Here is a 24,300-nt window from a genome sequence, read left to right as displayed (position 1 = left end):
ATGTGGATCCGTCGAGGCATAGCGCTCTGTTTGTGCACGGCCGGTTCGCTCGCGGCATGGTGTGCGCACGCGCAGGTAGATCTGCCAAAGCTCGAGAGCGCCTACATCTTCAACTTCACGCAATTCACGCAATGGCCCGCTGAGCGCGCTCGCGGAGCCGAATTGCGCGTCTGTGCGAGCGAGCGTAGTTCGCTGCGCGACGCGCTGGCTGGACTCAATGGGCGGCTGGTGGGTGCGCGCGTGTGGCGTTTTATGACCGTGGGCGGCAAGGGAGCCGGCGAATGCGACGTGCTTGCCCTGGACGACGGCGACAGCACGAGCGCGGAGATGCGCGAGGCATTGCGGTCGGACGATGCAGTGCTCGTCATCGCTGGCGCCGGCGCGACCGCACCCGGTGAGGCGGTCATCAAGCTGATCGCGGAGGACGAACATTTGCGCTTCGACATCAGCAACACCGAGGCCTTACGCCGAAAGCTGGTTCTTAGCTCGAAACTGCTGCGGCTTGCAAGGAGACTCAAATGACCATGCGGAGCAGCAGTCGGAGCGCCGAGCGTCTGACGGTGCACGCGAATCTCGTGAGCGTCGGCATTGCGCTGGTGGTCGCGAGCATCGTGCTTCTCGTGTACCAGGCGGTGGCATTCCGCAGCGCTCTCTATGACGATGCGTCGCTGCAAGCGTCCGTCATCGCAGAGAACGTCAGCGCATCGTTGATGTTCGATGACGAAGCGTCGATGACAGACGTCTTGCGATCGCTGCGCCGCGTTCCCTACGTCGAGAGTGTCAGCGTATATCGCGACGACAACCGGATCTTCACTCGCTACGCGCGCGCAGGAATTAGCGCGGAGCACATCGACGAGGGTACGCTCGCGTCGACGGAGCATCGCACGACACTCTCGCTCGGTGACGTTTACGTGCGCGCGACGATCGAGCATAAAGGCCACAAGCTGGGACATGTGGTGCTCGTAGCAACGAGCGACCTGGTGCGTCGACAACTCCTGCAATATGCGTGCTTTCTCGGCGTCGCGTGTCTGGGTGCGCTCTGGGTTTCGACACTCGTCATGCGCCGGATGCGGCGACGAGTGACGGAAGCGGAACGCGAGTTGGAGCAGCTGGCGCGCACGGACCCGCTCACGAGCCTGTCGAACCGGCGTACGTTCTATGAAACGCTGGAGGCGCGGCTCGGGGCGGCAAAGGACCCGCATCGCCATCTTGGTCTCGTGCTGATCGATCTCGATGACTTCAAGACGGTGAACGACACGCTCGGTCACGGGGCCGGCGACGAACTGCTGCAGCATGTGGCGCGCGTGCTGACGAGTGCCGTGCGCGGTCGTGGGATCGTGAGTCGGATGGGCGGCGACGAATTCGCCGTAACGGTAGAGTGCTCCTGGAAACGGAGCGCGGTTGAGGAAGTCGCGAATGAAGTCGGACACGCACTCTGCCAGCCCGCGATAATCGACGGCGACGAGATCAGCGTGACGGCGAGCATCGGCTATGCGAGCTTTCCGGAGGCCGGGCACGACAGCGGAAGCCTTGTCGCCAGCGCGGACATCGCGTTATACGAAGCGAAAACGCGCGGCAAGAACATGGTCGTGGGATTCTCTCGTGAACTGATGAATGCAGCGCATCGCCGTGCGTATCTCGAAGCGGAATTGCGCAAGGCCGTCGACGGCGGTGCGCTCGATCTCGTCTATCAACCGCAGTTCGACTGCCGCAACGGTTCGCTCGTCGGTGCAGAAGCGCTGACGCGGTGGACGCATAGGGACGAAGGCGTCGTATCGCCGGCAGAGTTCATTCCGATCGCAGAGAACAGCGATCTGATCGTGCGGCTCGGGCGTTCGGTGCTGCAGCGCGCGTGCGTCGCAGCGGCGACGTGGTGCGCCGACCATCAGAACGTGAGCGTTCGCGTTGCGGTGAACGTGTCGGCGCGGCAGTTGCGGCATCCGGCCTTTGTCGACGACGTCCTTGCGGCGCTCGCGGCGAGCGGCCTCGCACCCGGGCTGCTCGAGCTCGAGCTTACCGAGAGCCACCTCATTGCCAACCGCGAGACGGCGCTCGACGTGATGAATCGTCTGCGCACTGCGGGTGTGCTGTTATCCATCGATGACTTCGGCACAGGGTATTCGTCGCTCTCGTATCTGCATGCCTTCCCTGTCAATACGATCAAGATCGACCGTTCATTCATCGAAAGGCTTCCAGAACATGGACAGCCCATCGTGACGGCGATCCTGTCGATGGCTCATAGCTTCGGGCTGGACGCGGTTGCCGAGGGGGTGGAAGACGCGAAACAGCTCGCGTGGCTGATGGAAGCGGGATGCGACGTCGTCCAGGGTTATTTCACCGGCACGCCCATGTCGATCGACAGATTTCGTGCCCTTCTACGAGAGCATGCATTGGCGCAACAGACAGGTACGTCCGGGATTATCGCCAATGATGAACACCCGCAATCGGCATAACACGGGCAGCTCAGGAGAATTGTCCGTCTTGTCGTTTCGTTGAGAGACCGGAAGAGGGTGCAAGCGGATCAATCACGTCGCAGTCGGCTCTCCGGACATACTGAAGACCATCGTGGGCGGGCCTAACGGAGCGACTTCTTCGCGGGTTGAAATTCCAAGAAGATCCAGTAACGCGATCAAGCGACGGCGATCGCGGGCGGACAGTCCCGGAAACACCAGAAGCTTTTCCGTCTGAGCAGCCCAGTATTCACGGCGGATCAATGTGGGTCGGCATATCAGGGTGTTGACGGACCGTTCAAGTTGCCGAATTTCATTTTCGAGGATCACCCCGGCCTCCTGCCATGTGCATGAACTGAAACCGCGTCCCCGAACGTACTACCGAGGTAGCGTCTGCATCGGAAAGCGGTACTTTTCTCATCGAATCAGTCATCTTTTTGCCAAGTCCGGCGCATCGATTCGGACCGGCTTCTGCAATCCCAATTCGGGATATGCGACGCATCAAAGCGCCATGTACGGCTGCTCGAAACGCCTGGTCACGCAAACGTTGGCGCTCTTGCGTGCCGTTATGACCTGTTGCTTGCAGCGGATAACGGCAATTTGACAAGACGAGTTAATACGGGAAAACCAGTATTTCGCGGCATAGGCGATTCCTGCTCGCCGAGCCGAGGCCCGACGGTCGGGAAGTGATGGAAACGGCGCGTGGACCGCTGCGGCGCTAAGCCCGTGGTGAGCGCGCTTGCACGAGTCTGCGAAATTCTTCCGGTCGCATCGGCAGTTCTTGAGTGGAATCGGTGATACCGCAAAGGGGGCTGAGGGGCACTTGTGCGCCAGACGTCCTTGCCCACTCGGAGAATGTTGTTGAGACCGCAGACGCCTCGACAGTGGGATGTCGCCGAGGTTGTTGTCGCCGGTTCGTAAGCGCTGGACCGATGGTCGCCTTGGCGAAAGATCGAGAGGTTGTGCTAGACGGTCTTAGCTGGCCAACTCGAGCCGTTAATAGTCGGTGGAGGATCCGAGGGAATCGAATATCTTTCGAAGTGAGCGATTCCCTTGTTCGCCGGGTTTTTCGATGACCGCGTCATCGAAAGCCCCGACGCGGCGCATTTCAGCTGGCGTCCGCCCTGCCGCTTATTACTTCGGGTGGCTCGCAATGAAATTCTTGACTGCCATGTACGAGGCCTTCTTCGTCTTGCCATCGCTTTGCAGCATGCCGTAGTTGCCTTCCTGGGAGTCGTACAACTCGAAACCTTGAATCGACTGGATGTTGTACTTCGACGCCTGGGTGTAGTACTGCTGCATCATCAGGTTACCGGTCAGGTAAGAAGCGATAGTGTCATTCGCGCCATATTCCGGACGCACGCCGAACTCGTTGATCCAGACGGGCCTGCCAAAGGAACTGATGATACCGAGAATGTCGTGACACCCCGTGCCCCCGCACGCATTCGTCATGTCGCCCTGGTCGGAGTACCAGTGCCATGCGGTGATGTCCCAGCTGACGGTCGGGTGACCGTGTGTTCCGTCGGGCTGTGAGCCGTCGAGAAGCATCTGAAAAAACGCAATGTGCTTCCATGTGCCATCGACGATAATCTTCGCGGAACTGTCGACCGACTTCACACCCGCGATCATGCCACGGATCACGCCGCGCGCGATCGTGAACGGCCGATTGCTGTATTGCCACCAGATGTTGCCGTCGTAGTTTCCGGCCAGCGCGGCAGAATCCAATTCGTTGGCGACTTCGTAGTAAGTGTACTTATAGGTCTGTGCCGTTTGCTGACCCATTACGAAGCCCGCATTGTAAGCCGCTTCCTCGCTGTCAAAACCCAGCCCGAGCAGCATCACCGGATACACCTGAACCCCTCCTGCCGCAAACTGTTTGGCAACGGTAGCGAGCACTTTGGCGGATGCCAAGTTGTACACGTCGTTGCGGAAAATCTTCACGCCAAGGTCTTGGAGCTGCGAGAGCTGTGTCGCGTAGGGCGTGTTGTCATAGGCGCCGCCGTTGGTAATGTGACCGTTCATGCCGTAAAAGATTGAAGCCGTGGTGGCCGCCTTTGCGGTCGCCTCCGGCATATCGGTGGCTTTCGCCGTGGCGGCCTCGACGGCGCCTTCGCCGCCGCCGCCGCATGCCGCGAGCATCAGACTGGTGGCGACGGCAACGACGGCCGCCGAGATATTGACGAGGCGGAAACGGTCACGCAAGCAATGGCCAGGTTTTCTGTGGTTTGTCATGGTAGTTAGCAATACGAATTGATGTGTTCCGAAGCCGTGGGCGTGCGGACTGATGACGGCTATCTCTCTAAGTCGGTAGTCAGACCGCGATGGAATGCAGGTTTCGGACTGAAACGCCCGGTTGCTGCAGTTCGGTCGGTACGCTGTATGGACCGGAGCGTTAGGGGATTAATGAGGACGACTTGCACGGCAAGGGAGCCGGGTTCGCAAATCGGTCGCAATGTCGCTCCGCGATGTTGCTACCCCGTCGACCTTTGAGGACGCGTAAGGGCTAGCCAAAATTACCGAATGGATGAGCCTTATAAACAGTTTTACGGCAAGCTTTGTGCGTTCTTTAGGTTTTCGGAACGGGATACCGAAACGCAGTCGCTTTGAATCTGGGTAATAGGTAATAATTGCTGATGCGCCGGGAAATCTTTTGCACAATCCGCGGATCGACGCCAGCCCGGCAATGACACAGCCGACGGTCGCGGAAGCAGCGCGGGAAGTGGAGCACTACACGTCAGATCTGAATGTGACTAGTCGGCCGGGCCTGGCCTGCAAATAAGGCGGCGCCACCGTCGAGTATCAAGTAAGCGATCCTAATAAATAAAGTGGCGCCGGCTTTCGTGGCTTCCTGGGTTCGGCGCGATAGAGGTTTCGCCGCTGTATTCTTGACGTCGACCGATGCTTCTTGAATCGGACGCATTGCGAATCTACTCTTCTTAACTGAAGGTGAGCCGCGCGCCATACGCGGCGCTGTCATTCGAAGGAGATACGCATGCGTCGCTTGCTCGACATTGTGGTCTCTCTTCTTTTGAGCGTCACGCCGCTTTATTCAGGTGCCGGTGGCGACAAGGATGGGGCCTAAAGGCGCGCGGCTGTTCTTCATCCGTTCCGATCGCTACGATGCGGCCTCGCAATGTGTTATTGGCTCCGCGCGCGACGATGCGATTAGCGCACAGTGCGCCGTTGTTCCACCGTTCTTGGCGATCGGTGGCCGCACACGACCGGGAGGACCGCTTTGCGCGGTCATCCGTCATCGATAGATTCGTCGTTGGATAGTGTCCTTCGTCCGGTTTGACGCTTAAGGCTGTTCGAGGGCGTCAGAAGCGATGCTTCAAGCCGACGGCCGCTTCGAGCTGATTCGTCGTGGAAGCCGGGGCGGTTACGCCGTTGATCCATGCCACGCCCAAGGGCGAAGTGCCGCTCGGGCTCGACCGTTGCCACGCGCCCTGAATGTAGACATCGGTGCGCCGAGAGAAGCGGTAATCGGCCATCGCGCTTACCTGATTCCAATGTGGAATGCCGCCGCCGCCGTTTCCGCCTGCGCGCGAATAGGTGTACGCGCCCGAAAGTTCGACCGCCGGCGTCAGCGCATACCGAATGTTTCCTTCGAAGTTCTGGAAAGTTCCGCTCAGCCCAGTCTGAAAGAATTGCGAGAGCTTGGTGTGCGAGTACACGAAGCCGGCCACACCCGGACCGAAGGTGTAGTTCACACCGGCGCCAAAGGTCTTCTGACTGCTGGCCAGCACGCCCAAAGGCACACCCGTCGGCGTCAGCGCGCCTTGCAGGGACGCGCCGGTTGTATCGGTGACTGCGCCGTTCGTATTCAACTGTGCCGGCGTGCGGGCAGAACTGCTGAGCGCGAGATAACCCGCACCGAAGTTCCACGCGCCCGCGACGTATGAGATGCCGAAGCTATACGCACGATTGTTCGCGAATCCGCCCGCCTGATTGGAGAAGCCGTACAGCCCACCGAACCGAAAGCCTGCGATGTTCGGGCTCAGGTACTTGACCGCGTTGTTGATCTGAAACGAGTCGTTCAGATTGTCGTTGTCTAGCGGATGCGCAAAGTGCGTGCCCCCGAACTCCGTACCCGTCAATGAAAGCGGCGCGACGAAATCGACCATGCTGTCGGTCTGGCGGCCCAGCGTGAGCGCGCCGTAATCGCGGCTCGACAAGCCGACATACGCCAGGCGATTGAAGAGGCGCATGTTTGCCGAGTACTGCCCGGTATTCAAATTGAAGCCGCTTTCCAGTGTGAAGATTGCCTTCACGCCCCCGCCGAGGTCCTCGGCCCCGCGCAAACCCCAGCGGCTATACTGGACCGCGCCGCTCGTCATTTCCCAGTTGCTGTGCCCGCCGCCCGTCCCGCTGATCTGGCTGTTCGTATAGGTCAAACCCGCATCGATTAGCCCGTAGAGCGTGACGCTGCTTTGCGCATGCGCTGCCCCGCCGAGTGTGAGGATCGTCGTCGCACCTATCTTAAGCATCTTGTTCATGTGCCTGCTCCAGCAGCCAAGACCGGGAGATACATTCTCTGGGAACGCTTTCTACACGGAGCTAGATGTCTTACGGGTGCTTAGCCTTGCGAGTCATCGATACGAAAAGGCGCGATGTGCTCTACCTGACTTTATGCGATCGCGGTCAGATCTGCCAACTCAAAAGCTACGCAGACACAGATGTCGGGACATCCGTGCTGGAACAACAGGCACGCAGCTAACTAACGCCCGCGACCAACGGACTGACTACTGCGCAGATGGGCAATCCGACGAGCTTCGTACGATCGGGACCGTCATTCCGTAACGTCACGACATGGTGGGCGTCGGCCTGCGTCGTCGTGGTCCGACTTCACTTCGATGTACTTTCCGAAGACGGGTGTTCGGCCTGCTCAGCCGGAATCACACGACCGCTTACCGAGGTCGCGTCGGCTCTGTGCTGCGTTCGACTCTCGTCGCGTGGAGCGGTTGCGAGAACCCCTCCAACAGCGATCGCGCCGATGATGGCGATGCTCGACGCGAGCAACATCTGCCGGCTGACGCTTTGTGACGAGGACGTCAGAGATTCTCCTGTCGCTTCATCCGGAGGCGGATTCGGCGGCAAATGTGTCTGGCAGCGTTTGCATAGAGAGGCCATAGCGCTTACTTCGGCGCCGCATGTATCGCATATTTTGTAGCGCATTCAGTTATCTTCTCGAGTTTCTACTTCGCGCGCAGCGGTGGCGTCCGGAGCTAAAGAGGCGAAAGCGATCTCGCCATATCGGCAGTGGAAGCGCAAGACTTGAGACGCCCGATGCCTGAGGGTGTGATTTGCCCGAATGAGGAAGTACAAGCGACGGCAAAACCAAGGCGATGCGCTAGCCCGTTGCTTTGCGCGGCACACTCGTCAAAAGACGCCGAAAGCACCGTAAAGTAAACCGAATGCTATCCGTAAACCGTATGAAAGCAGTGGATTTCTCATCCTGGGAAACCCGCTCGCATCTGTCTACGGAGAATCACAACCATGAAGGTCGTCACCAAACTGGGTCTGGGCTTCGGCATCGTGCTGTCAACGTTGTTCGCCGTGCTCGTCTTCGGTCTCGTGAGCATGTCGCAAATCCAGGCGCGCTTCGATGAAGTCGTCGAAGTCAACAATGCGGAGGCGAAGCTCGCGCACGTGCTGAGCCTGTCGGTGAGCGACCGGATGATTGCACTGCGCAACATCGCGCTCCTGACCGATGCGGCCGCGGTCGAGACGGAGAAAGCGCGCATCCGTACGCAGGCGCAAGGCTACGCGCAGGCTTACGACGCACTCGGCACGCGCTTCAAGGAAAGCGATCAGACCTCCGCAAGCGAACGCGCGGTATTCGAGAAGCTTCGCGCGAACGAAGCCGCCGCCGCGCCGATCATCGAAAAGGCGATCTCGCTTGCCGAAGCGCGCGAGCAACAGGCGGCAATTCGCGTGCTGATCGACGAGTTGCGGCCTGTGCAACGGGACTGGATGAGTACCACGAAGGACATGATCGCGCTCCAGGATGAACAGAACGATATCGCCAACCGCGACGCCGACGCCGCCTACGCCCGCGCCAAAGCGATCATGCTCGCGCTCGGCGTAGCAGCCTTGCTTGCCGGCATCGTAGCCGCGCTTGTCATCACGCGCGGTCTTACACGCGCGCTCGGCGGCGAACCGGGCGAAGCGATGGCGCTTGCGGCACGCATCGCTCAAGGCAATCTACGCGATGCGATCCCGCTCGAAGGCCGCAGCCCCGACAGCCTGATGGTCTCGCTCGAGACGATGCGCGCGCGTCTGAACACGATCGTGGTTGGCATTCAATCATCGAGCATGGCGATTGCCGAAGCGGCCAGCGAAATCGCGCAGGGCACTGTCGATCTGTCGAAACGCACGGAGTCTCAGGCGGCATCGCTCGAAGAAACGGCGGCGAGCATGGAAGAACTCGCGAGCACGGTCGCGAAGAATGCCGACAACGCCGCCGAGGGCACGCACGCCGCGACGAAAGCATGCGGCGACGCGACTCAGGGCGGCGACACGGTCAACGACGTGGTCGCGACCATGCGCAGCATCGCGCAGGCTTCGTCGCAGATGGCCGACATCATCGGCGTGATCGAAGGCATCGCCTTTCAGACCAACATCCTCGCGCTCAATGCGGCCGTCGAGGCCGCGCGGGCAGGCGATCAGGGCCGCGGGTTCGCGGTCGTCGCCGGCGAAGTGCGCGCACTGGCGCAACGCAGCGCCGTGGCCGCCAAGGAGATCAAGACGCTCATCGATGCTTCGAACGCGCGCGTGTCGAACGGCTCGGCGCTCGTCGAGCATGCCGGCGGCACGATCGAAGGCCTGGTCGCGTCAGTGAATCGCGTGACGGCCATCATGAGCGAAGTGGCGGCGGCATCTGGCGAGCAGCGCATGGGCATCGATCAGGTGAATGTGGCCGTCGCGCAGATGGACGAGGTCACGCAGCAGAACGCGGCACTCGTCGAAGAGGCGTCCGCCGCCGCTCAATCGCTCGCCGAGCAGGCCGAAGCGTTGCGTCGGGCGGTCGCGGTGTTTCAAGTGGCGTGAGCCGCGCGGTGCTGGATCGCCGCGCAGCGCCTGCACGATGAAGTTCGACGCGACGCGACGCGACGCGTCCGTCCTGAGGGTCCATGCGCGGACCGTAGGTGTTGAAGATGCGCGCGACGCGCACATCGGTGCCGTACATGCGGCGATAGGCGAAGCACAGCGTTCCGCGGCGCGCTTGCCTTCCACTGGTTGCGCAACCCTAAGTTTTTCCGGAAGGAATTACGCGCCAAACGTTTGCTTGGTCGGCGCTGACTTTGCCGGCGTCGCTGTCGAACGCCGTAGGTGGGGACGTCTTGTTCGAGCGAACGGCGAAGTTATTCGGCCACTTCCGAGCCGCTGCGTCCGGCGAAGAGGCCTTCTTTCAGTGCTTCGGAAGAGACGTCGATGAGGCGCCCGTTCGCAACCTGAACGAGACGATCGGCGCATTCGAAATAGGCATCGTCGTGAGAAATGACGATGACCGTCTTGCCCTTGCGCTTGAGCTCGGGAATCAACTGCGTGTAGAACACGCGCCTGAATACAGGGTCCTGGTCGGCGGCCCATTCGTCGAAGAGATAGATCGGGCGGTCTTCCAGATACGACGCTATGAGCGCCATGCGCTTGCGTTGTCCGGAAGAGAGATTGACCGTGCTGAACCGGTTGCCCTTCATGCTGACCTTGTGGTCGAGTTCGAGCTTGTGAAGATACTGTGCCGCCTGCTTCGCGATTTGCGACTGGTCTTCACACAGCACTTCATCGAACAGATGAAAGTCGGCGAACACGGCCGAGAAGCGCTCGCGATAATGCGCAAGGTTGTCTCTCTCGACTTTTACACCGTTCAGTTCTACGTGCCCTTGCTCGGGCTCGTACAGTCCGAGCAGCAGCATCGCGAGCGTGGTCTTGCCGCTGCCGTTTCCGCCGATCAGATAAACGACTTCGCCCTGACGAATCGACAGATCGATCGGTCCGAGTGTGAACGGATGATCTTCCGTCAGCCCCGGATAGCGATGCGATACGGCGGAAAACCGGATCAGCGGCACGCCTTCGACTGCGGCCCCGAAGGGATCGTCTGCGGACCCATGACCGTCATCGTCCGCTTGCTGCGTGAGCTCGGCATCGAGAATGCGGATGCGCTGAAGCGCAATCGACGCCTGACGAAGAATCGGCAAGATCGTCATGACTTCGCTGACCGGATGGATCAGGAAAAGAAGCAGGAGGGTGAGCGTCACGAGCACGCCGTGGGATTGTGGAAACCAGTGCGGCACGACGAGCAGGATCAGGCCGATCGCCACATAGAAGAGCATGCCACCGGCGTTGGCGACGAGCGAATAGATGAGCATCGCGCGGGTGAACGATCGGCGGAATGCGTGTGCGGTCGAATGAACGACGTGTTCGGTGAAGTATCGGGCTCGCGCGTCGTTGAGTTGCAATTCCCGCGTCCCTTCCAGCAAGGAACGAAAGTGCCGGAAGATGACATCGAGCTGATCTCGCACCGCTTGCATTTCGCGCAAGGGCCAGCGTTCGATACCGTGATAGATCGCCCCCCCGACGACGAGAAAGACGAAAAAGCACGCGAACGCCTGCCACGAAAGCCAGGCCATATACACGAGGCATACGACAATGAGCACGACGTTGCCGAACGCGAGCGGCAGCATTTGCGATGCCTGCGCGAACGTGTTGATGTCCGTGGTAAGAATGGCGAGCAGGCGCGGCTTCCCGAGCGATTGCAGCTTCTTGTAGGGCGTGCGCAGGATCTTGCGGCATAGCTCGATTCGAAGACTGCAGATCACCTGCTGACCGAAATCGAGCACGATGATCTGCGAACTCGTTCTGAACAGCAATTGCGCCGCGCACACCGCGAAGAAAACGATCACCAGTCCGCGCGTTTCGATCTGGCCGGCGGCGACCTGGCCGATGAGACGCGCGATCTCCGCGCTGCACAGCGCCCCGGCGAACCCGGCGATGACTGCAATGACCAGTCGCGGCATCGACTGTCGGCGAAGCTGCGCGGGAATGATCGAGAACATCACTGACCTCCGCTCACGGCATCCGGCAGCGAAGCAAGGAAGGCGTCGATCGTACGATTGAATTCGTCGGGGTTATCGGTCATCACCGCATGGCCGGCGCGGGATATCGTGGCGAGTTGCCCTTCACATAGCGCGTGATGCGCCATGCGTTGCGCAACCTGCGGCTTTAGCACCGCTGACCCGACGCCTCTCACGACGAGCGTCGGGCAGCGCACGGACGCCAGCATCTGCCACAGTTGTTCCGCCTGCGGCTCCCTCTTTTGCGGCGACTCATCGGCGACGCGCCGGTCCAGCTTCGGCTCGAACACTCCGGCCGGCGTGCGGCGCAACGCATGCAACGCGAGATTGCGAAGCGCACGGCCGTTGGCCAGCGGACGCCGTTCGAGCAACCACGAGACATATCCGTCGACCGTGTCGAATGTAGCCGGCGTCTCGCGTATGTCGGCACGAACGCGTTGTGAACCCGATGCATCGGATTCCGGTCCGAAGTCCACCATGACCAGTCCGGAAACATGGTGTCCGAGCAGTGCGTTCAATTGCAGTGCGACACTGCCGCCGAGCGAATGACCGATAAGAACGGGCTTTCTTATGTTCATTGCAAGCAGAACCTGCAATACATCGCCCGCGAGGGTTGGCGAATCGTAAGCGCGCTCCGGGTCCCAGCTCGAATCTCCGTGGCCCCTCAGATCGATCGACACGAAACGATGTTCGGCCGACGCTGCGTCGGTCAATGTTCGCCATACGCCGCTGCACTCGCCGCGGCCGTGCAGCAAGACGCAGGGCGTGCCGATACTTCCGGACTCTTCGACGGAAATATCAAAACGGCCGTCGCGAACCTTAATGCTGCGACGCTGCATGAATAAGGGACGTTTCATCGTGAGCACCTGTCAGGAATGACGCTTAGTGTGTCTTTCGAAAGTTAGCGTGGGATGAGGACGCGGATCGGTTCGAATCACGGTCATGGGCTAACTGCGAACTAACTCTCGACGCATACCCTGACGCACATCCAAACCTACCGGTGGAGTGCTCATGAAAAGCGCCGAACATGTTTATGAAGCGCAGGATTCGCTGCTCGTCGAGTTTGCGGACACCGAGACGACCGACGTATCGCCGGAAGCACTCGCAGCGATGGTCGCCGAGGCAATGCGCGTGAAGCGATGCGTCGTTTCGATACCCGTCGACGATCGCGTTGTCGAGTTGTGCGCGGCCCGCACGGAGGCATTCGGCGAAGTGCATATCGGAGAGAAGACGGCCATCGTCGAATACTCGGACGCGCGCGACAAGATGTTCGCCGTCCTCGCGATGAACGGAAAGACGATAGGCGTCGTGCAAGTATCGGGACCGCGGCTCGGACGGCAATTCGATGAACATGATCTGAAGCTGCTTCGCATTCTCGGCACGTTCGTCACGCGATCCGTCGAGGCGGACCGGCTTGAGAAGCTCGTCGCCTCGCCGTTCGCTCAGGCAACGATCAAGCGATCTTCGGATCAGACGATCGGCGACATCGTCGCGCAATCCGTACAGAACCCGAGCCAGCTCTCGAAGATGCTTGCACGATCGTTCTATCGGGAGATGACGCGCGCGGGATTCGACTTCGGTCAGATCATCGGCGCAGCCACCGAAATCATTTCGGAACTCGCCAGCAACGTGCGCAAGCATACCGATCGCAAGCAGCGGCGCGCAGGTTGAGCGATCGTCATATCGGCGGCCTCGGCGCACTCTTTTCACTCCTTCCATTCCTTCGTTCGATAGCAGCGCCACCGGCCTAAGCCCGTGGCGCTGTTCGTTCTCTACTTCGCTGATGCACCAATCACATTCATCGATGCGAGGTTCTGTCCGATCATCGCGAGCGACGATGGCAGGCACATCTCGCCATGCATGCATTCGATGTCGTAGTTCACGATCGAACCATTCACGCACGCTCGCCATTGCGCGCTACGTCGGGGTTGTCCGGGCGCTTCGGAGCGCGTCGCCGTGAAATAGACGATATCGCCATGGAACGACCGGGGCGCGTACATCGATTGCAACTGCATGTTCCGTTGCGTCGTGCCGATCAGCGTTGTGACGTGCTCGTCCGTGATATACGCCGGTATCAGCCGATGCTCACGCAGCGCGACCACGCGCTCGGTGGTCGATTGCATTGCCTGAAGCGTGAGCGTGAGATCGGGCGACATGTCCGGGAACGTCGCGGCGAACAGCGCCCATTCATCGACTTCGGATGCAGTGAGTCCGTCCGGAAGACGCGAATCCAGCAACACGAGCTCGCCGATCTTCTCGCCAAGGTTTTGCAGTTGCGTCGCCATTTCGTACGCGAGCAGTCCGCCGAAGGACCAGCCGAGGAGGTGATAGGGACCGTGAGGCTGAACCGTGCGGATGCGCGCGATATAGTCCGCCGCCATGTCGACGATGCTCGCGGGACGGTAGCCGGGCTCCTTCAACGCCGGCGTCTGGACGGCGTAGAGGGGCCGGTCGTCATCGATGATCTTCGCGAGACCCGCATAGCTCCACGCCAGTCCGCCGACCGGATGAATGCAGAAGAGCGGTGCGCCGCTCCCCGATGCGCGGATAGGCAGAATCGGATCGAATTCGTTGTTCGAAGGCGCGGCGTTCAGTTGATCGGCGAGTTCCGCGACCGATGGCGCATTGAAGAGAACGCGAATCGAAATGTCCTGGCCGAGCTTCGCGTGAATCGATGCCATCAACTGAACAGCCAGCAACGAATGCCCGCCGAGCGCGAAGAAGTTGTCGAAGACACTCACGCGCTCGAGTCCGAGGACGCTGGCAAAGCACTGCGCGAGCGTATGTTCGAGCGAGGTGCGCGGCGCGACATAAGCGGCGAGATCCTGCCACTGCGGATCGGGCAATGCGCGCCGATCGAGCTTGCCGTTGGGCGTGAGCGGAAGCGCATCGAGCGTGACGAACGCCGATGGCACCATGTAATCCGGCAAGCGCGCAGTCACATGCTCGCGAAGCGCATTCGTATCGATAGCGGTGGCGCCAGTGACATAGGCGATGAGCTGCTGGTCCTGCGTCTCTTCACGCCGCGCCCGTGCGATGACGACGGCCTCGCGCACGGCCGGATGACTCGCGAGCTGCGCTTCGATCTCGCCGAGTTCGATCCGGAAGCCGCGAATCTTGACCTGATTATCGTTGCGTCCGAGGAACTCGAGATTGCCATCGGCGCGATAGCGCGCGAGATCGCCCGTGCGATAGATGCGCGCATCGGCAATGAACGGATCGTCGAGGAAGCGCTCGGCGGTGAGCTCGGCACGATTGAGATAACCACGCGCCACCCCCGCGCCACCGATATACAACTCGCCCACGGCACCCGGCGGCACGAGCCGGTAGTGCGCATCGAGCACGTACAGACGCGTGTTGGCAATCGGCCGGCCGACCGATACCGTGGATGACCTATGCGCGTCGCGGCCCGTGCGATAGCACGAGGACCAGACCGTCGTTTCAGTCGGACCGTAGAGATTCCACAGCGCCTTGACCTTCTCGTTCAGACGCGCCGCGAGGTTCGCGGACAACGCTTCACCGCCGCACAGCGCGGTAAGCTTCGCGCTGCCGCTCCACTGCGTGTCGAGCAGCATGCGCCAGGTGGCCGGGGTCGCCTGCATGAAGCTGATGGCGTGTGCATCGATGAGCGCTTGCAACGCGAGCGGATCGGCCGCATCGTTGCGCGATGCGAGCACGATGCGCGCGCCGGCGCTCAAGGGTAAATACAACTCCAGGCCCGCGATATCGAAGGATATCGTCGTGACAGCGAGCAGTGTGTCGGCGGCGTTCATCGAGGTGATATCGCGCATCGAGCACAGGAAGTTCAGCATCTGGCGATGCTCGATCATCACGCCTTTGGGCTTGCCTGTGGAGCCCGATGTAAAGAGCACGTATGCGAGATGATGTGGTTCGATTCTGGTTTGAGGATTGTCCTCTGATGCATCGAGCGATGCGTCCGGATCGAGCACGCTCAACGTACCCGTATCGCCGAGTGCTTCACGGCCGATGGCATCGGCGAGCAAGAGGCGCGGCGTCGAGTCAGTGAGGATGTGAGTCAGGCGTTCGCCGGGGTAAGCCGGATCGAGCGGCACATAGGCGCCGCCCGCTTTGAGTATCGCGAGCAACGCCACCACCATGCCGATGCCACGCTCCACGCACAGCGCCACGCGATCTTCCGGACGCACGCCCAACTTGATCAAATGATGCGCGAGCCGATTGGCGCGCGCATTGAGTTGCGCATACGTGAGCGTCTGATCTCCAAAGATCAGCGCGATCGCATCGGGCGTGCGCTCGACCTGCTGCTCGAACAACTGATGAATGCACAGATCGACAGGGTACGACGCAGCCGTATCGTTCCACGTCTGGACCAGTAACTGACGCGTCTTGGGCGGCAGCACATCGAGTTGGTCGACGGGCGTCTGCGGTGCCTGCTCGAGTGCCTGCACGAGGCTCGATAACGCTTGCTCCATGTACCCGCACAACTGATCGGGCGAGAGCGGCGCGAGCGTTTGCGCGGTCAAGCCAAGGCTCTCGCCGTTGTCTTCGACAGCGAGCATGAGCGGATAGTTGGTGCGCTCTTCGGCGCCCAGCAGCTCGATCCCCTCGAAGGCATATTGTTCATCGGCGACGGCCTGGTTGTGGCGATAGTTCAGCAGCGCGCTAAAGAGCGGCGCGGGCGCGGCCACGCCACTGCATCGCTGAGCGAGTGCGAGCGGAGCATGCTGATGTTGCAGCAAGGCCGCGAGACGTTGATGCGTGTCACGCACGCTATCGACAACAGAGACATCGTTCACATCGAGGCGAATCGGCAAGGTGTTGATGAGCAGCCCGAGCGCCTGATCGACACCTGCCTGCATGCGCCCGAGCAGCACGGTGCCGAAGACGATGCGGCCATCGCCGGTGCTTGCCGCGTCGAGCACACGCGCCCATGCGAGATGACAGAGACTGGCGAGACTGACGCCGAGTTCTCGCGCCTGCGTGCGCAGACGCGTGTTCAACGCCGCGGGCAACGTCACGCGAGCTTCGGCGACCGAGGAGCCGTCGTGATGCACATCGGTGAAGCCGAAGGGCAGCGTGGGCTCGCTGAGCGCGGCGAGCATGTCGCGGAAGAACGCTTCATGCTCCTGCTGAGTGGCGCCGAGCCGCGCCTGCGCGACCAGATCGCGAAACGGTTGCGCCACATCGAGCGCATCGGCATGGCCCTCGAGCAATGCGCTGATCTCTTTCTGAATCACTTCGAGCGTAACGTGATCGCCGATCAGGTGATGCCACACGAGCAGCGCGAGCCAGCGCGGCGAATCGTGTTCCTTCGCGAGGGTGAGCCGAAGCAGGGGCGCCCGATGCAGAGGCAGGCGTTGCGAGCGCGCATCGAACAGACGCGCGAGTTGATCGACAGCCGGACCGTGTGCGGGATCGAGCTCGATCTCATCGATGGTGACAGGCGCTTGGCGACAGACGACTTGCGCGGGCGTGCTGATGCCGTCGTGGATGAAGGCGGTGCGCAGGATGTCGTGCCGTGCGATGATCCGTTGCAGCGCATCGAGCCAGGCATCCAGACGCTCGCGGCTATCGAAGGCGATGCGCGCGGTTTGCAGATACGGGTCGCCCTCGGTGCTCAGCATGTGATGGAACAGAATGCCTTCCTGCAGCGGTGCGAGCGCGTAAATGTCCTGCACGTTCGTTATGCCGCCCGGGACTTGTTCGACGATGGAGTCGATATCCGCTTGCGTCAAGGCGATGAGCGGCAGCATGGCAGGGGTGAGCGCGGTCGTGTCGGGCGTGATGACATTGGGCGGCACGACGATATCGTGCGCAATCGCACCGCGCTCGATCGATGCGGCAAGCGTGCTGAGCACGGGCGTGGCGAAGAGATCGCGCACATTGGCGTGCAGGCCGATGCGGCGCATGCGTTCGATGAGCGTGACGGCCAGCAGCGAATGGCCGCCGAGCGCGAAGAAGTTATCCTGCCGGCCGACGCGATCGAGGCCCAGCAATTCGGCCCACAGATCGGCGAGCGACGATTCGGTCTCGCCCAAAGGCGCTTCGAAGGGACGCAACGCGAAGGCATCGGCGTGCGGATCGGGCAGCGCGTGACGGTCGAGCTTGCCGTTGGGCGTGAGCGGCAGTGCATCGAGCATGACGATCGCTGAGGGCACCATGTAATCGGGCAAGCGCTCGGCGAGATGCTCGCGCAAGACACTGGCATCGACATCGGCGAGCAGCGTGACATAAGCGATGAGTTGCTGATCCTGGGAGGCTTCGCTGCGGGCCCGCGCGATGACGACCGCTTCACGCACGGCGGCATGATCCACGAGTTGCGCTTCGATCTCGCCGAGCTCGATACGGAAGCCGCGCACCTTCACCTGATGATCGTTGCGGCCGAGGAACTCGATGTTGCCATCGGCACGATAACGTGCGAGATCGCCTGTGCGGTACATGCGATCGCCGGGCATGAACGGATCGTCGCGGAAGCGTTCGGCGGTGAGTTCAGGCCGGTTGAGATAGCCACGCGCCACGCCCGCGCCGCCGATATACACTTCGCCCACCGTGCCGAGCGGCACCGGCTTGCATCGCGCATCGAGCAGATAGACGCGGGTGTTGGCGATCGGCTTGCCGATGGTCTCCTTCAGGTGATCGCCCCTATGCATCTCGATCCACGTCGAGTAAGTGGTCGTCTCGGACGGGCCATACAGATTGCACAATCGTTCGATATCGGTCTCGGCGAAGATGCGTTTCATCAGCGCGAGCCTGAGCGGCTCGCCCGCAAGGTTGATAGTCTCGACGGATGCGAGCGATGCACCTGCATCGAGTAGGGAAGTGATCGCCGAAGGCACCGTGTTGACGAGGCTCACATCGTGCGGCTTTCTGGAAAGTGCGAGGACGTTGTCGACGAGATGCACGGTGGCGCCGCAGGTCAACGGTGCGAAGCATTCATAGATCGAAAGATCGAAATTGATCGATGTGGCAAACAGCGTGTGTGAAAGCTCTTTCGATGTAAAGGCGTTCTGCGCCCAGTTCAGGAAGTTGACGGCGTTTCGATGTTCGATGGCGACGCCCTTCGGCTTGCCCGTCGATCCCGACGTATAGATCACATACGCGAGGTTGTGCGGCGCGACCGGTGCTTGCGGATCGGCCTGCGAGAGCGTTTCGTCGTCGGATGTATGAAGATCGAGTACCGTCAGAGTGCCCGTGTCGCCCAACGCATGACGGCCGGCTGCATCGGCGATCAGCAATCGAGGCGCGGCATCGGCAAGAATGTGATTCAGCCGTTCACCCGGATACGCAGGATCGAGTGGCACGTATGCGCCGCCCGCCTTGAGCGTGGCTATCAACGAGACGATCATGCCGACGCGCCGCTCCATGCATAACGCGACGCGATCTTCCGGACGCACGCGCAGCGCGATCAGTCGATGAGCAAGCCGATTAGCACGCGCATTCAGCTCCGCATACGTGAGGGATTCGTCTTCGAAGATGAGCGCGGTGGCATCGGGCGTGCGTCGAACCTGTTGCTCGAAAAGCTGATGCATGGAGAGGTGCTCGGGGTAGGCGGCTGCCGTGTCGTTCCATCGATCGAACAGCGCATACTCTTCAGGCAACACGAGTTCGAGCGCATGTAACGGTACATCGGGCCGCGCGAGCGCCTGATCCAGCAAGCGCGTGAAGCGTTCGCCGAAACGCACGATAGTCTGCCTATCGAAAAGATCGCTTGCGTAGCTGATGCTGCCCGCGAAGCGGTCGTGCGTGTGAGTCAGGTTCAGCGTGAGGTCGAACTTGGCGCCGGCTTCGGCCGGGGGCAGAAGTTCCAGCGTGAGACCGGGCAAAGCAAGCGCCTCGAGCGGCGCATTCTGCAAGACGAGCATCACTTGAAAGAGCGGCGTACGGCTCGTGTCGCGCGCCGGCGCGAGCGCTTCGACGAGTTTTTCGAAAGGCAGGTCCTGATGTGCGTAAGCGGCGAGCGTCGTATCGCGCACTTGCGTGAGCAATTCGCGCATGCTGGGCGCGCCCGACAGGTCCGCACGCAATACGAGCGTATTGACGAACAGACCGATGAGCGGTTCGATCTGTGCATGCGTGCGATTGGCGATCGGCGAGCCGACTGCCACTTGCGATTGCCCGGAGAGACGACCAAGAAGCGTCTGGAGTGTGGCGAGCAGCACCATGAATGGCGTCACGCCTTCTCGATGCGCGAGCGTGGTCACGCGCTCCGACAAGTTGGGACTCAGCGAAAAGGGCAATGTTGCGCCACGTCCGCTGATCCGCGCAGGGCGAGGGCGATCAGTCGGCAGATCGAGCGGTGCGAGTTCGGCGAGCTGAGTGCGCCAGTATTGCGTCTGTCGATCGAGTTCCGCGCCGGTGAGCCAATCGCGCTGCCACAAGGTAAAGTCGGCATACTGCACGGCCAACGGCGGCAAAGCGAGCGCTTCGTCATGCAACGCGGCCTCATAGCACGCGCCGAGTTCACGCACGAGCACGCCGATGGACCAGCCATCGGAGATGATGTGATGCATCGCGAAGAGCAGCACATGCTCGTCTTCGGCGAGGCGAAGCAGCCGCGCGCGAAGAAGCGGCCCATGCTGAAGATCGAAGGCTCGCGTGGCTTCGGCTTGCGTGATCCGGCGGACTTCGGCGGCTTGCGCGTCGGAGGCGAGCGTGCCGAGTTCGACGAGAGGCAGTGCGATCCGCAATTGCGTCGCGATACATTGAACCGCCTGCCCGTCTTGTTGCACGAACGAAGTACGCAGGCTTTCGTGACGCTCCACGAGGGCATTCAACGCAGTGTCGAGCGCCGGAACATCGAGCGACCCGCTCAGGCGCACGGCTACCGGAATGTTATAGGTCGACTGTCCGGGGTTGAGCTGTTCGAGGAACCACAAGCGTTCCTGCGCAAAAGACAGCGGTAAATGCTGCGGCCGCGTGCGTGCTTGCAGTGTCGGGATTGCGCTCACGCGACCCGCTTCCTGCTGTAAGGTTTCGCCGAGCGAAGCCACCGTCGGCGCATCGAACAATGTTCGTAAGGGCAATTCGATGCAAAGCGCCTGACGCAAGCGCGATACGAGTTGCGTGGCCAGCAACGAATGCCCGCCGAGCGCGAAGAAGTTGTCGAAGACACTCACGCGCTCGAGTCCGAGGACGCTGGCAAAGCACTGCGCGAGCGTATGTTCGAGCGAGGTGCGCGGCGCGACATAAGCGGCGAGATCCTGCCACTGCGGATCGGGCAATGCGCGCCGATCGAGCTTGCCGTTGGGCGTGAGCGGAAGCGCATCGAGCGTGACGAACGCCGATGGCACCATGTAATCCGGCAAGCGCGCAGTCACATGCTCGCGAAGCGCATTCGTATCGATAGCGGTGGCGCCAGTGACATAGGCGATGAGCTGCTGGTCCTGCGTCTCTTCACGCCGCGCCCGTGCGATGACGACGGCCTCGCGCACGGCCGGATGACTCGCGAGCTGCGCTTCGATCTCGCCGAGTTCGATCCGGAAGCCGCGAATCTTGACCTGATTATCGTTGCGTCCGAGGAACTCGAGATTGCCATCGGCGCGATAGCGCGCGAGATCGCCCGTGCGATAGATGCGCGCATCGGCAATGAACGGATCGTCGAGGAAGCGCTCGGCGGTGAGCTCGGCACGATTGAGATAACCACGCGCCACCCCCGCGCCACCGATATACAACTCGCCCACGGCACCCGGCGGCACGAGCCGGTAGTGCGCATCGAGCACGTACAGACGCGTGTTGGCAATCGGCCGGCCGACCGATACCGTGGATGACCTATGCGCGTCGCGGCCCGTGCGATAGCACGAGGACCAGACCGTCGTTTCAGTCGGACCGTAGAGATTCCACAGCGCCTTGACCTTCTCGTTCAGACGCGCCGCGAGGTTCGCGGACAACGCTTCACCGCCGCACAGCGCGGTAAGCTTCGCGCTGCCGCTCCACTGCGTGTCGAGCAGCATGCGCCAGGTGGCCGGGGTCGCCTGCATGAAGCTGATGGCGTGTGCATCGATGAGCGCTTGCAACGCGAGCGGATCGGCCGCATCGTTGCGCGATGCGAGCACGATGCGCGCGCCGGCGCTCAAGGGTAAATACAACTCCAGGCCCGCGATATCGAAGGATATCGTCGTGACAGCGAGCAGTGTGTCGGCGGCGTTCATCGAGGTGATATCGCGCATCGAGCACAGGAAGTTCAGCATCTGGCGATGCTCGATCATCACGCCTTTGGGCTTGCCTGTGGAGCCCGATGTAAAGAGCACGTATGCGAGATGATGTGGTTCGATTCTGGTTTGAGGATTGTCCTCTGATGCATCGAGCGATGCGTCCGGATCGAGCACGCTCAACGTACCCGTATCGCCGAGTGCTTCACGGCCGATGGCATCGGCGAGCAAGAGGCGCGGCGTCGAGTCAGTGAGGATGTGAGTCAGGCGTTCGCCGGGGTAAGCCGGATCGAGCGGCACATAGGCGCCGCCCGCTTTGAGTATCGCGAGCAACGCCACCACCATGCCGATGCCACGCTCCACGCACAGCGCCACGCGATCTTCCGGACGCACGCCCAACTTGATCAAATGATGCGCGAGCCGATTGGCGCGCGCATTGAGTTGCGCATACGTGAGCGTCTGATCTCCAAAGATCAGCGCGATCGCATCGGGCGTGCGCTCGACCTGCTGCTCGAACAACTGATGAATGCACAGATCGACAGGGTACGACGCAGCCGTATCGTTCCACGTCTGGACCAGTAACTGACGCGTCTTGGGCGGCAGCACATCGAGTTGGTCGACGGGCGTCTGCGGTGCCTGCTCGAGTGCCTGCACGAGGCTCGATAACGCTTGCTCCATGTACCCGCACAACTGATCGGGCGAGAGCGGCGCGAGCGTTTGCGCGGTCAAGCCAAGGCTCTCGCCGTTGTCTTCGACAGCGAGCATGAGCGGATAGTTGGTGCGCTCTTCGGCGCCCAGCAGCTCGATCCCCTCGAAGGCATATTGTTCATCGGCGACGGCCTGGTTGTGGCGATAGTTCAGCAGCGCGCTAAAGAGCGGCGCGGGCGCGGCCACGCCACTGCATCGCTGAGCGAGTGCGAGCGGAGCATGCTGATGTTGCAGCAAGGCCGCGAGACGTTGATGCGTGTCACGCACGCTATCGACAACAGAGACATCGTTCACATCGAGGCGAATCGGCAAGGTGTTGATGAGCAGCCCGAGCGCCTGATCGACACCTGCCTGCATGCGCCCGAGCAGCACGGTGCCGAAGACGATGCGGCCATCGCCGGTGCTTGCCGCGTCGAGCACACGCGCCCATGCGAGATGACAGAGACTGGCGAGACTGACGCCGAGTTCTCGCGCCTGCGTGCGCAGACGCGTGTTCAACGCCGCGGGCAACGTCACGCGAGCTTCGGCGACCGAGGAGCCGTCGTGATGCACATCGGTGAAGCCGAAGGGCAGCGTGGGCTCGCTGAGCGCGGCGAGCATGTCGCGGAAGAACGCTTCATGCTCCTGCTGAGTGGCGCCGAGCCGCGCCTGCGCGACCAGATCGCGAAACGGTTGCGCCACATCGAGCGCATCGGCATGGCCCTCGAGCAATGCGCTGATCTCTTTCTGAATCACTTCGAGCGTAACGTGATCGCCGATCAGGTGATGCCACACGAGCAGCGCGAGCCAGCGCGGCGAATCGTGTTCCTTCGCGAGGGTGAGCCGAAGCAGGGGCGCCCGATGCAGAGGCAGGCGTTGCGAGCGCGCATCGAACAGACGCGCGAGTTGATCGACAGCCGGACCGTGTGCGGGATCGAGCTCGATCTCATCGATGGTGACAGGCGCTTGGCGACAGACGACTTGCGCGGGCGTGCTGATGCCGTCGTGGATGAAGGCGGTGCGCAGGATGTCGTGCCGTGCGATGATCCGTTGCAGCGCATCGAGCCAGGCATCCAGACGCTCGCGGCTATCGAAGGCGATGCGCGCGGTTTGCAGATACGGGTCGCCCTCGGTGCTCAGCATGTGATGGAACAGAATGCCTTCCTGCAGCGGTGCGAGCGCGTAAATGTCCTGCACGTTCGTTATGCCGCCCGGGACTTGTTCGACGATGGAGTCGATATCCGCTTGCGTCAAGGCGATGAGCGGCAGCATGGCAGGGGTGAGCGCGGTCGTGTCGGGCGTGATGACATTGGGCGGCACGACGATATCGTGCGCAATCGCACCGCGCTCGATCGATGCGGCAAGCGTGCTGAGCACGGGCGTGGCGAAGAGATCGCGCACATTGGCGTGCAGGCCGATGCGGCGCATGCGTTCGATGAGCGTGACGGCCAGCAGCGAATGGCCGCCGAGCGCGAAGAAGTTATCCTGCCGGCCGACGCGATCGAGGCCCAGCAATTCGGCCCACAGATCGGCGAGCGACGATTCGGTCTCGCCCAAAGGCGCTTCGAAGGGACGCAACGCGAAGGCATCGGCGTGCGGATCGGGCAGCGCGTGACGGTCGAGCTTGCCGTTGGGCGTGAGCGGCAGTGCATCGAGCATGACGATCGCTGAGGGCACCATGTAATCGGGCAAGCGCTCGGCGAGATGCTCGCGCAAGACACTGGCATCGACATCGGCGAGCAGCGTGACATAAGCGATGAGTTGCTGATCCTGGGAGGCTTCGCTGCGGGCCCGCGCGATGACGACCGCTTCACGCACGGCGGCATGATCCACGAGTTGCGCTTCGATCTCGCCGAGCTCGATACGGAAGCCGCGCACCTTCACCTGATGATCGTTGCGGCCGAGGAACTCGATGTTGCCATCGGCACGATAACGTGCGAGATCGCCTGTGCGGTACATGCG

10 protein-coding genes and 1 pseudogene are annotated in these 24,300 nt (G+C 61.5%); 4 read left to right on the top strand and 7 right to left on the bottom strand.

Going from position 1 to position 24,300, the window contains the following annotated elements; all coding sequences use genetic code 11:
- Nucleotides 1–522 (top strand): YfiR family protein, encoded by a 522-nt coding sequence (locus NCS03_RS28975; RefSeq protein ID WP_250457634.1) that lies wholly within the window; start codon nucleotides 1–3, stop codon nucleotides 520–522.
- Nucleotides 519–2,453 (top strand): putative bifunctional diguanylate cyclase/phosphodiesterase, encoded by a 1,935-nt coding sequence (locus NCS03_RS28970; protein ID WP_250504333.1) that lies wholly within the window; start codon nucleotides 519–521, stop codon nucleotides 2,451–2,453. The genes NCS03_RS28975 and NCS03_RS28970 overlap by 4 nt, the downstream gene beginning before the upstream one ends.
- A 72-nt stretch (nucleotides 2,454–2,525) precedes the next feature.
- On the opposite strand, the gene NCS03_RS28965 is transcribed toward NCS03_RS28970, so the two are convergent.
- The 3 genes from NCS03_RS28965 to NCS03_RS28955 all read right to left on the bottom strand — a co-directional run bounded on the left by NCS03_RS28965 (nucleotide 2,526) and on the right by NCS03_RS28955 (nucleotide 6,946).
- Nucleotides 2,526–2,780 (bottom strand): hypothetical protein, encoded by a 255-nt coding sequence (locus NCS03_RS28965; protein WP_250530332.1) that lies wholly within the window; start codon nucleotides 2,778–2,780, stop codon nucleotides 2,526–2,528.
- Between the two features lie 804 nt (nucleotides 2,781–3,584).
- Nucleotides 3,585–4,652 carry a hypothetical protein gene (locus NCS03_RS28960; protein WP_008345468.1) on the bottom strand — a complete coding sequence of 356 codons (1,068 nt, stop codon included), beginning with the start codon at nucleotides 4,650–4,652 and terminating at the stop codon, nucleotides 3,585–3,587.
- A gap of 1,115 nt (nucleotides 4,653–5,767) precedes the next feature.
- Nucleotides 5,768–6,946, bottom strand: a complete 1,179-nt coding sequence (locus NCS03_RS28955) for a porin (RefSeq protein WP_250530331.1) — start codon at nucleotides 6,944–6,946, stop codon at nucleotides 5,768–5,770.
- Nucleotides 6,947–7,946: 1,000 nt separating this feature from the next.
- Here NCS03_RS28955 and NCS03_RS28950 point away from each other — a divergent pair.
- A complete protein-coding gene (locus NCS03_RS28950; RefSeq protein WP_250530330.1) occupies nucleotides 7,947–9,500 on the top strand; it encodes a methyl-accepting chemotaxis protein in 1,554 nt (517 codons plus the stop codon).
- 12 nt (nucleotides 9,501–9,512) lie between these two features.
- Here NCS03_RS28950 and NCS03_RS28945 read toward each other — a convergent pair.
- The 3 genes and pseudogenes from NCS03_RS28945 to NCS03_RS28935 form a co-directional block, all read right to left on the bottom strand.
- Nucleotides 9,513–9,683 (bottom strand): annotated as a pseudogene (locus NCS03_RS28945) (NAD-dependent epimerase/dehydratase family protein); the annotation flags it as partial.
- 131 nt (nucleotides 9,684–9,814) lie between these two features.
- Nucleotides 9,815–11,506, bottom strand: coding sequence for a cyclic peptide export ABC transporter (locus tag NCS03_RS28940; protein ID WP_250530329.1), 1,692 nt, complete (start codon nucleotides 11,504–11,506; stop codon nucleotides 9,815–9,817).
- Complete coding sequence (locus tag NCS03_RS28935) at nucleotides 11,506–12,363, bottom strand: alpha/beta fold hydrolase (protein ID WP_008345483.1); 858 nt, start codon at nucleotides 12,361–12,363, stop codon at nucleotides 11,506–11,508. The genes NCS03_RS28940 and NCS03_RS28935 overlap by 1 nt, the downstream gene beginning before the upstream one ends.
- 172 nt (nucleotides 12,364–12,535) lie before the next feature.
- On the opposite strand from NCS03_RS28935, the gene NCS03_RS28930 reads away from it, so the two are divergent.
- Nucleotides 12,536–13,195, top strand: a complete 660-nt coding sequence (locus NCS03_RS28930; protein ID WP_250522582.1) for a hypothetical protein — start codon at nucleotides 12,536–12,538, stop codon at nucleotides 13,193–13,195.
- A gap of 101 nt (nucleotides 13,196–13,296) precedes the next feature.
- On the opposite strand, the gene NCS03_RS28925 is transcribed toward NCS03_RS28930, so the two are convergent.
- A partial coding sequence (locus NCS03_RS28925) for a non-ribosomal peptide synthetase (RefSeq protein WP_502801553.1) occupies nucleotides 13,297–24,300 on the bottom strand: 11,004 nt, incomplete at its 5' end.

The sequence above is a fragment of the Caballeronia sp. ATUFL_F1_KS4A genome (assembly GCF_023630905.1).
Lineage (GTDB): Bacteria > Pseudomonadota > Gammaproteobacteria > Burkholderiales > Burkholderiaceae > Caballeronia > Caballeronia zhejiangensis.
This window is presented reverse-complemented; position numbering and strand designations above follow the sequence as displayed.

Coding starts and splice junctions, on each gene's coding strand:
- NCS03_RS28940 (WP_250530329.1), bottom strand. CDS start 11,506: ATGTTCTCGATCATTCCCGCGCAGCTTCGCCGACAGTCGATGCCGCGA.
- NCS03_RS28975 (WP_250457634.1), top strand. CDS start 1: ATGTGGATCCGTCGAGGCATAGCGCTCTGTTTGTGCACGGCCGGTTCG.
- NCS03_RS28930 (WP_250522582.1), top strand. CDS start 12,536: ATGAAAAGCGCCGAACATGTTTATGAAGCGCAGGATTCGCTGCTCGTC.
- NCS03_RS28955 (WP_250530331.1), bottom strand. CDS start 6,946: ATGAACAAGATGCTTAAGATAGGTGCGACGACGATCCTCACACTCGGC.
- NCS03_RS28950 (WP_250530330.1), top strand. CDS start 7,947: ATGAAGGTCGTCACCAAACTGGGTCTGGGCTTCGGCATCGTGCTGTCA.
- NCS03_RS28935 (WP_008345483.1), bottom strand. CDS start 12,363: ATGCAGCGTCGCAGCATTAAGGTTCGCGACGGCCGTTTTGATATTTCC.
- NCS03_RS28970 (WP_250504333.1), top strand. CDS start 519: ATGACCATGCGGAGCAGCAGTCGGAGCGCCGAGCGTCTGACGGTGCAC.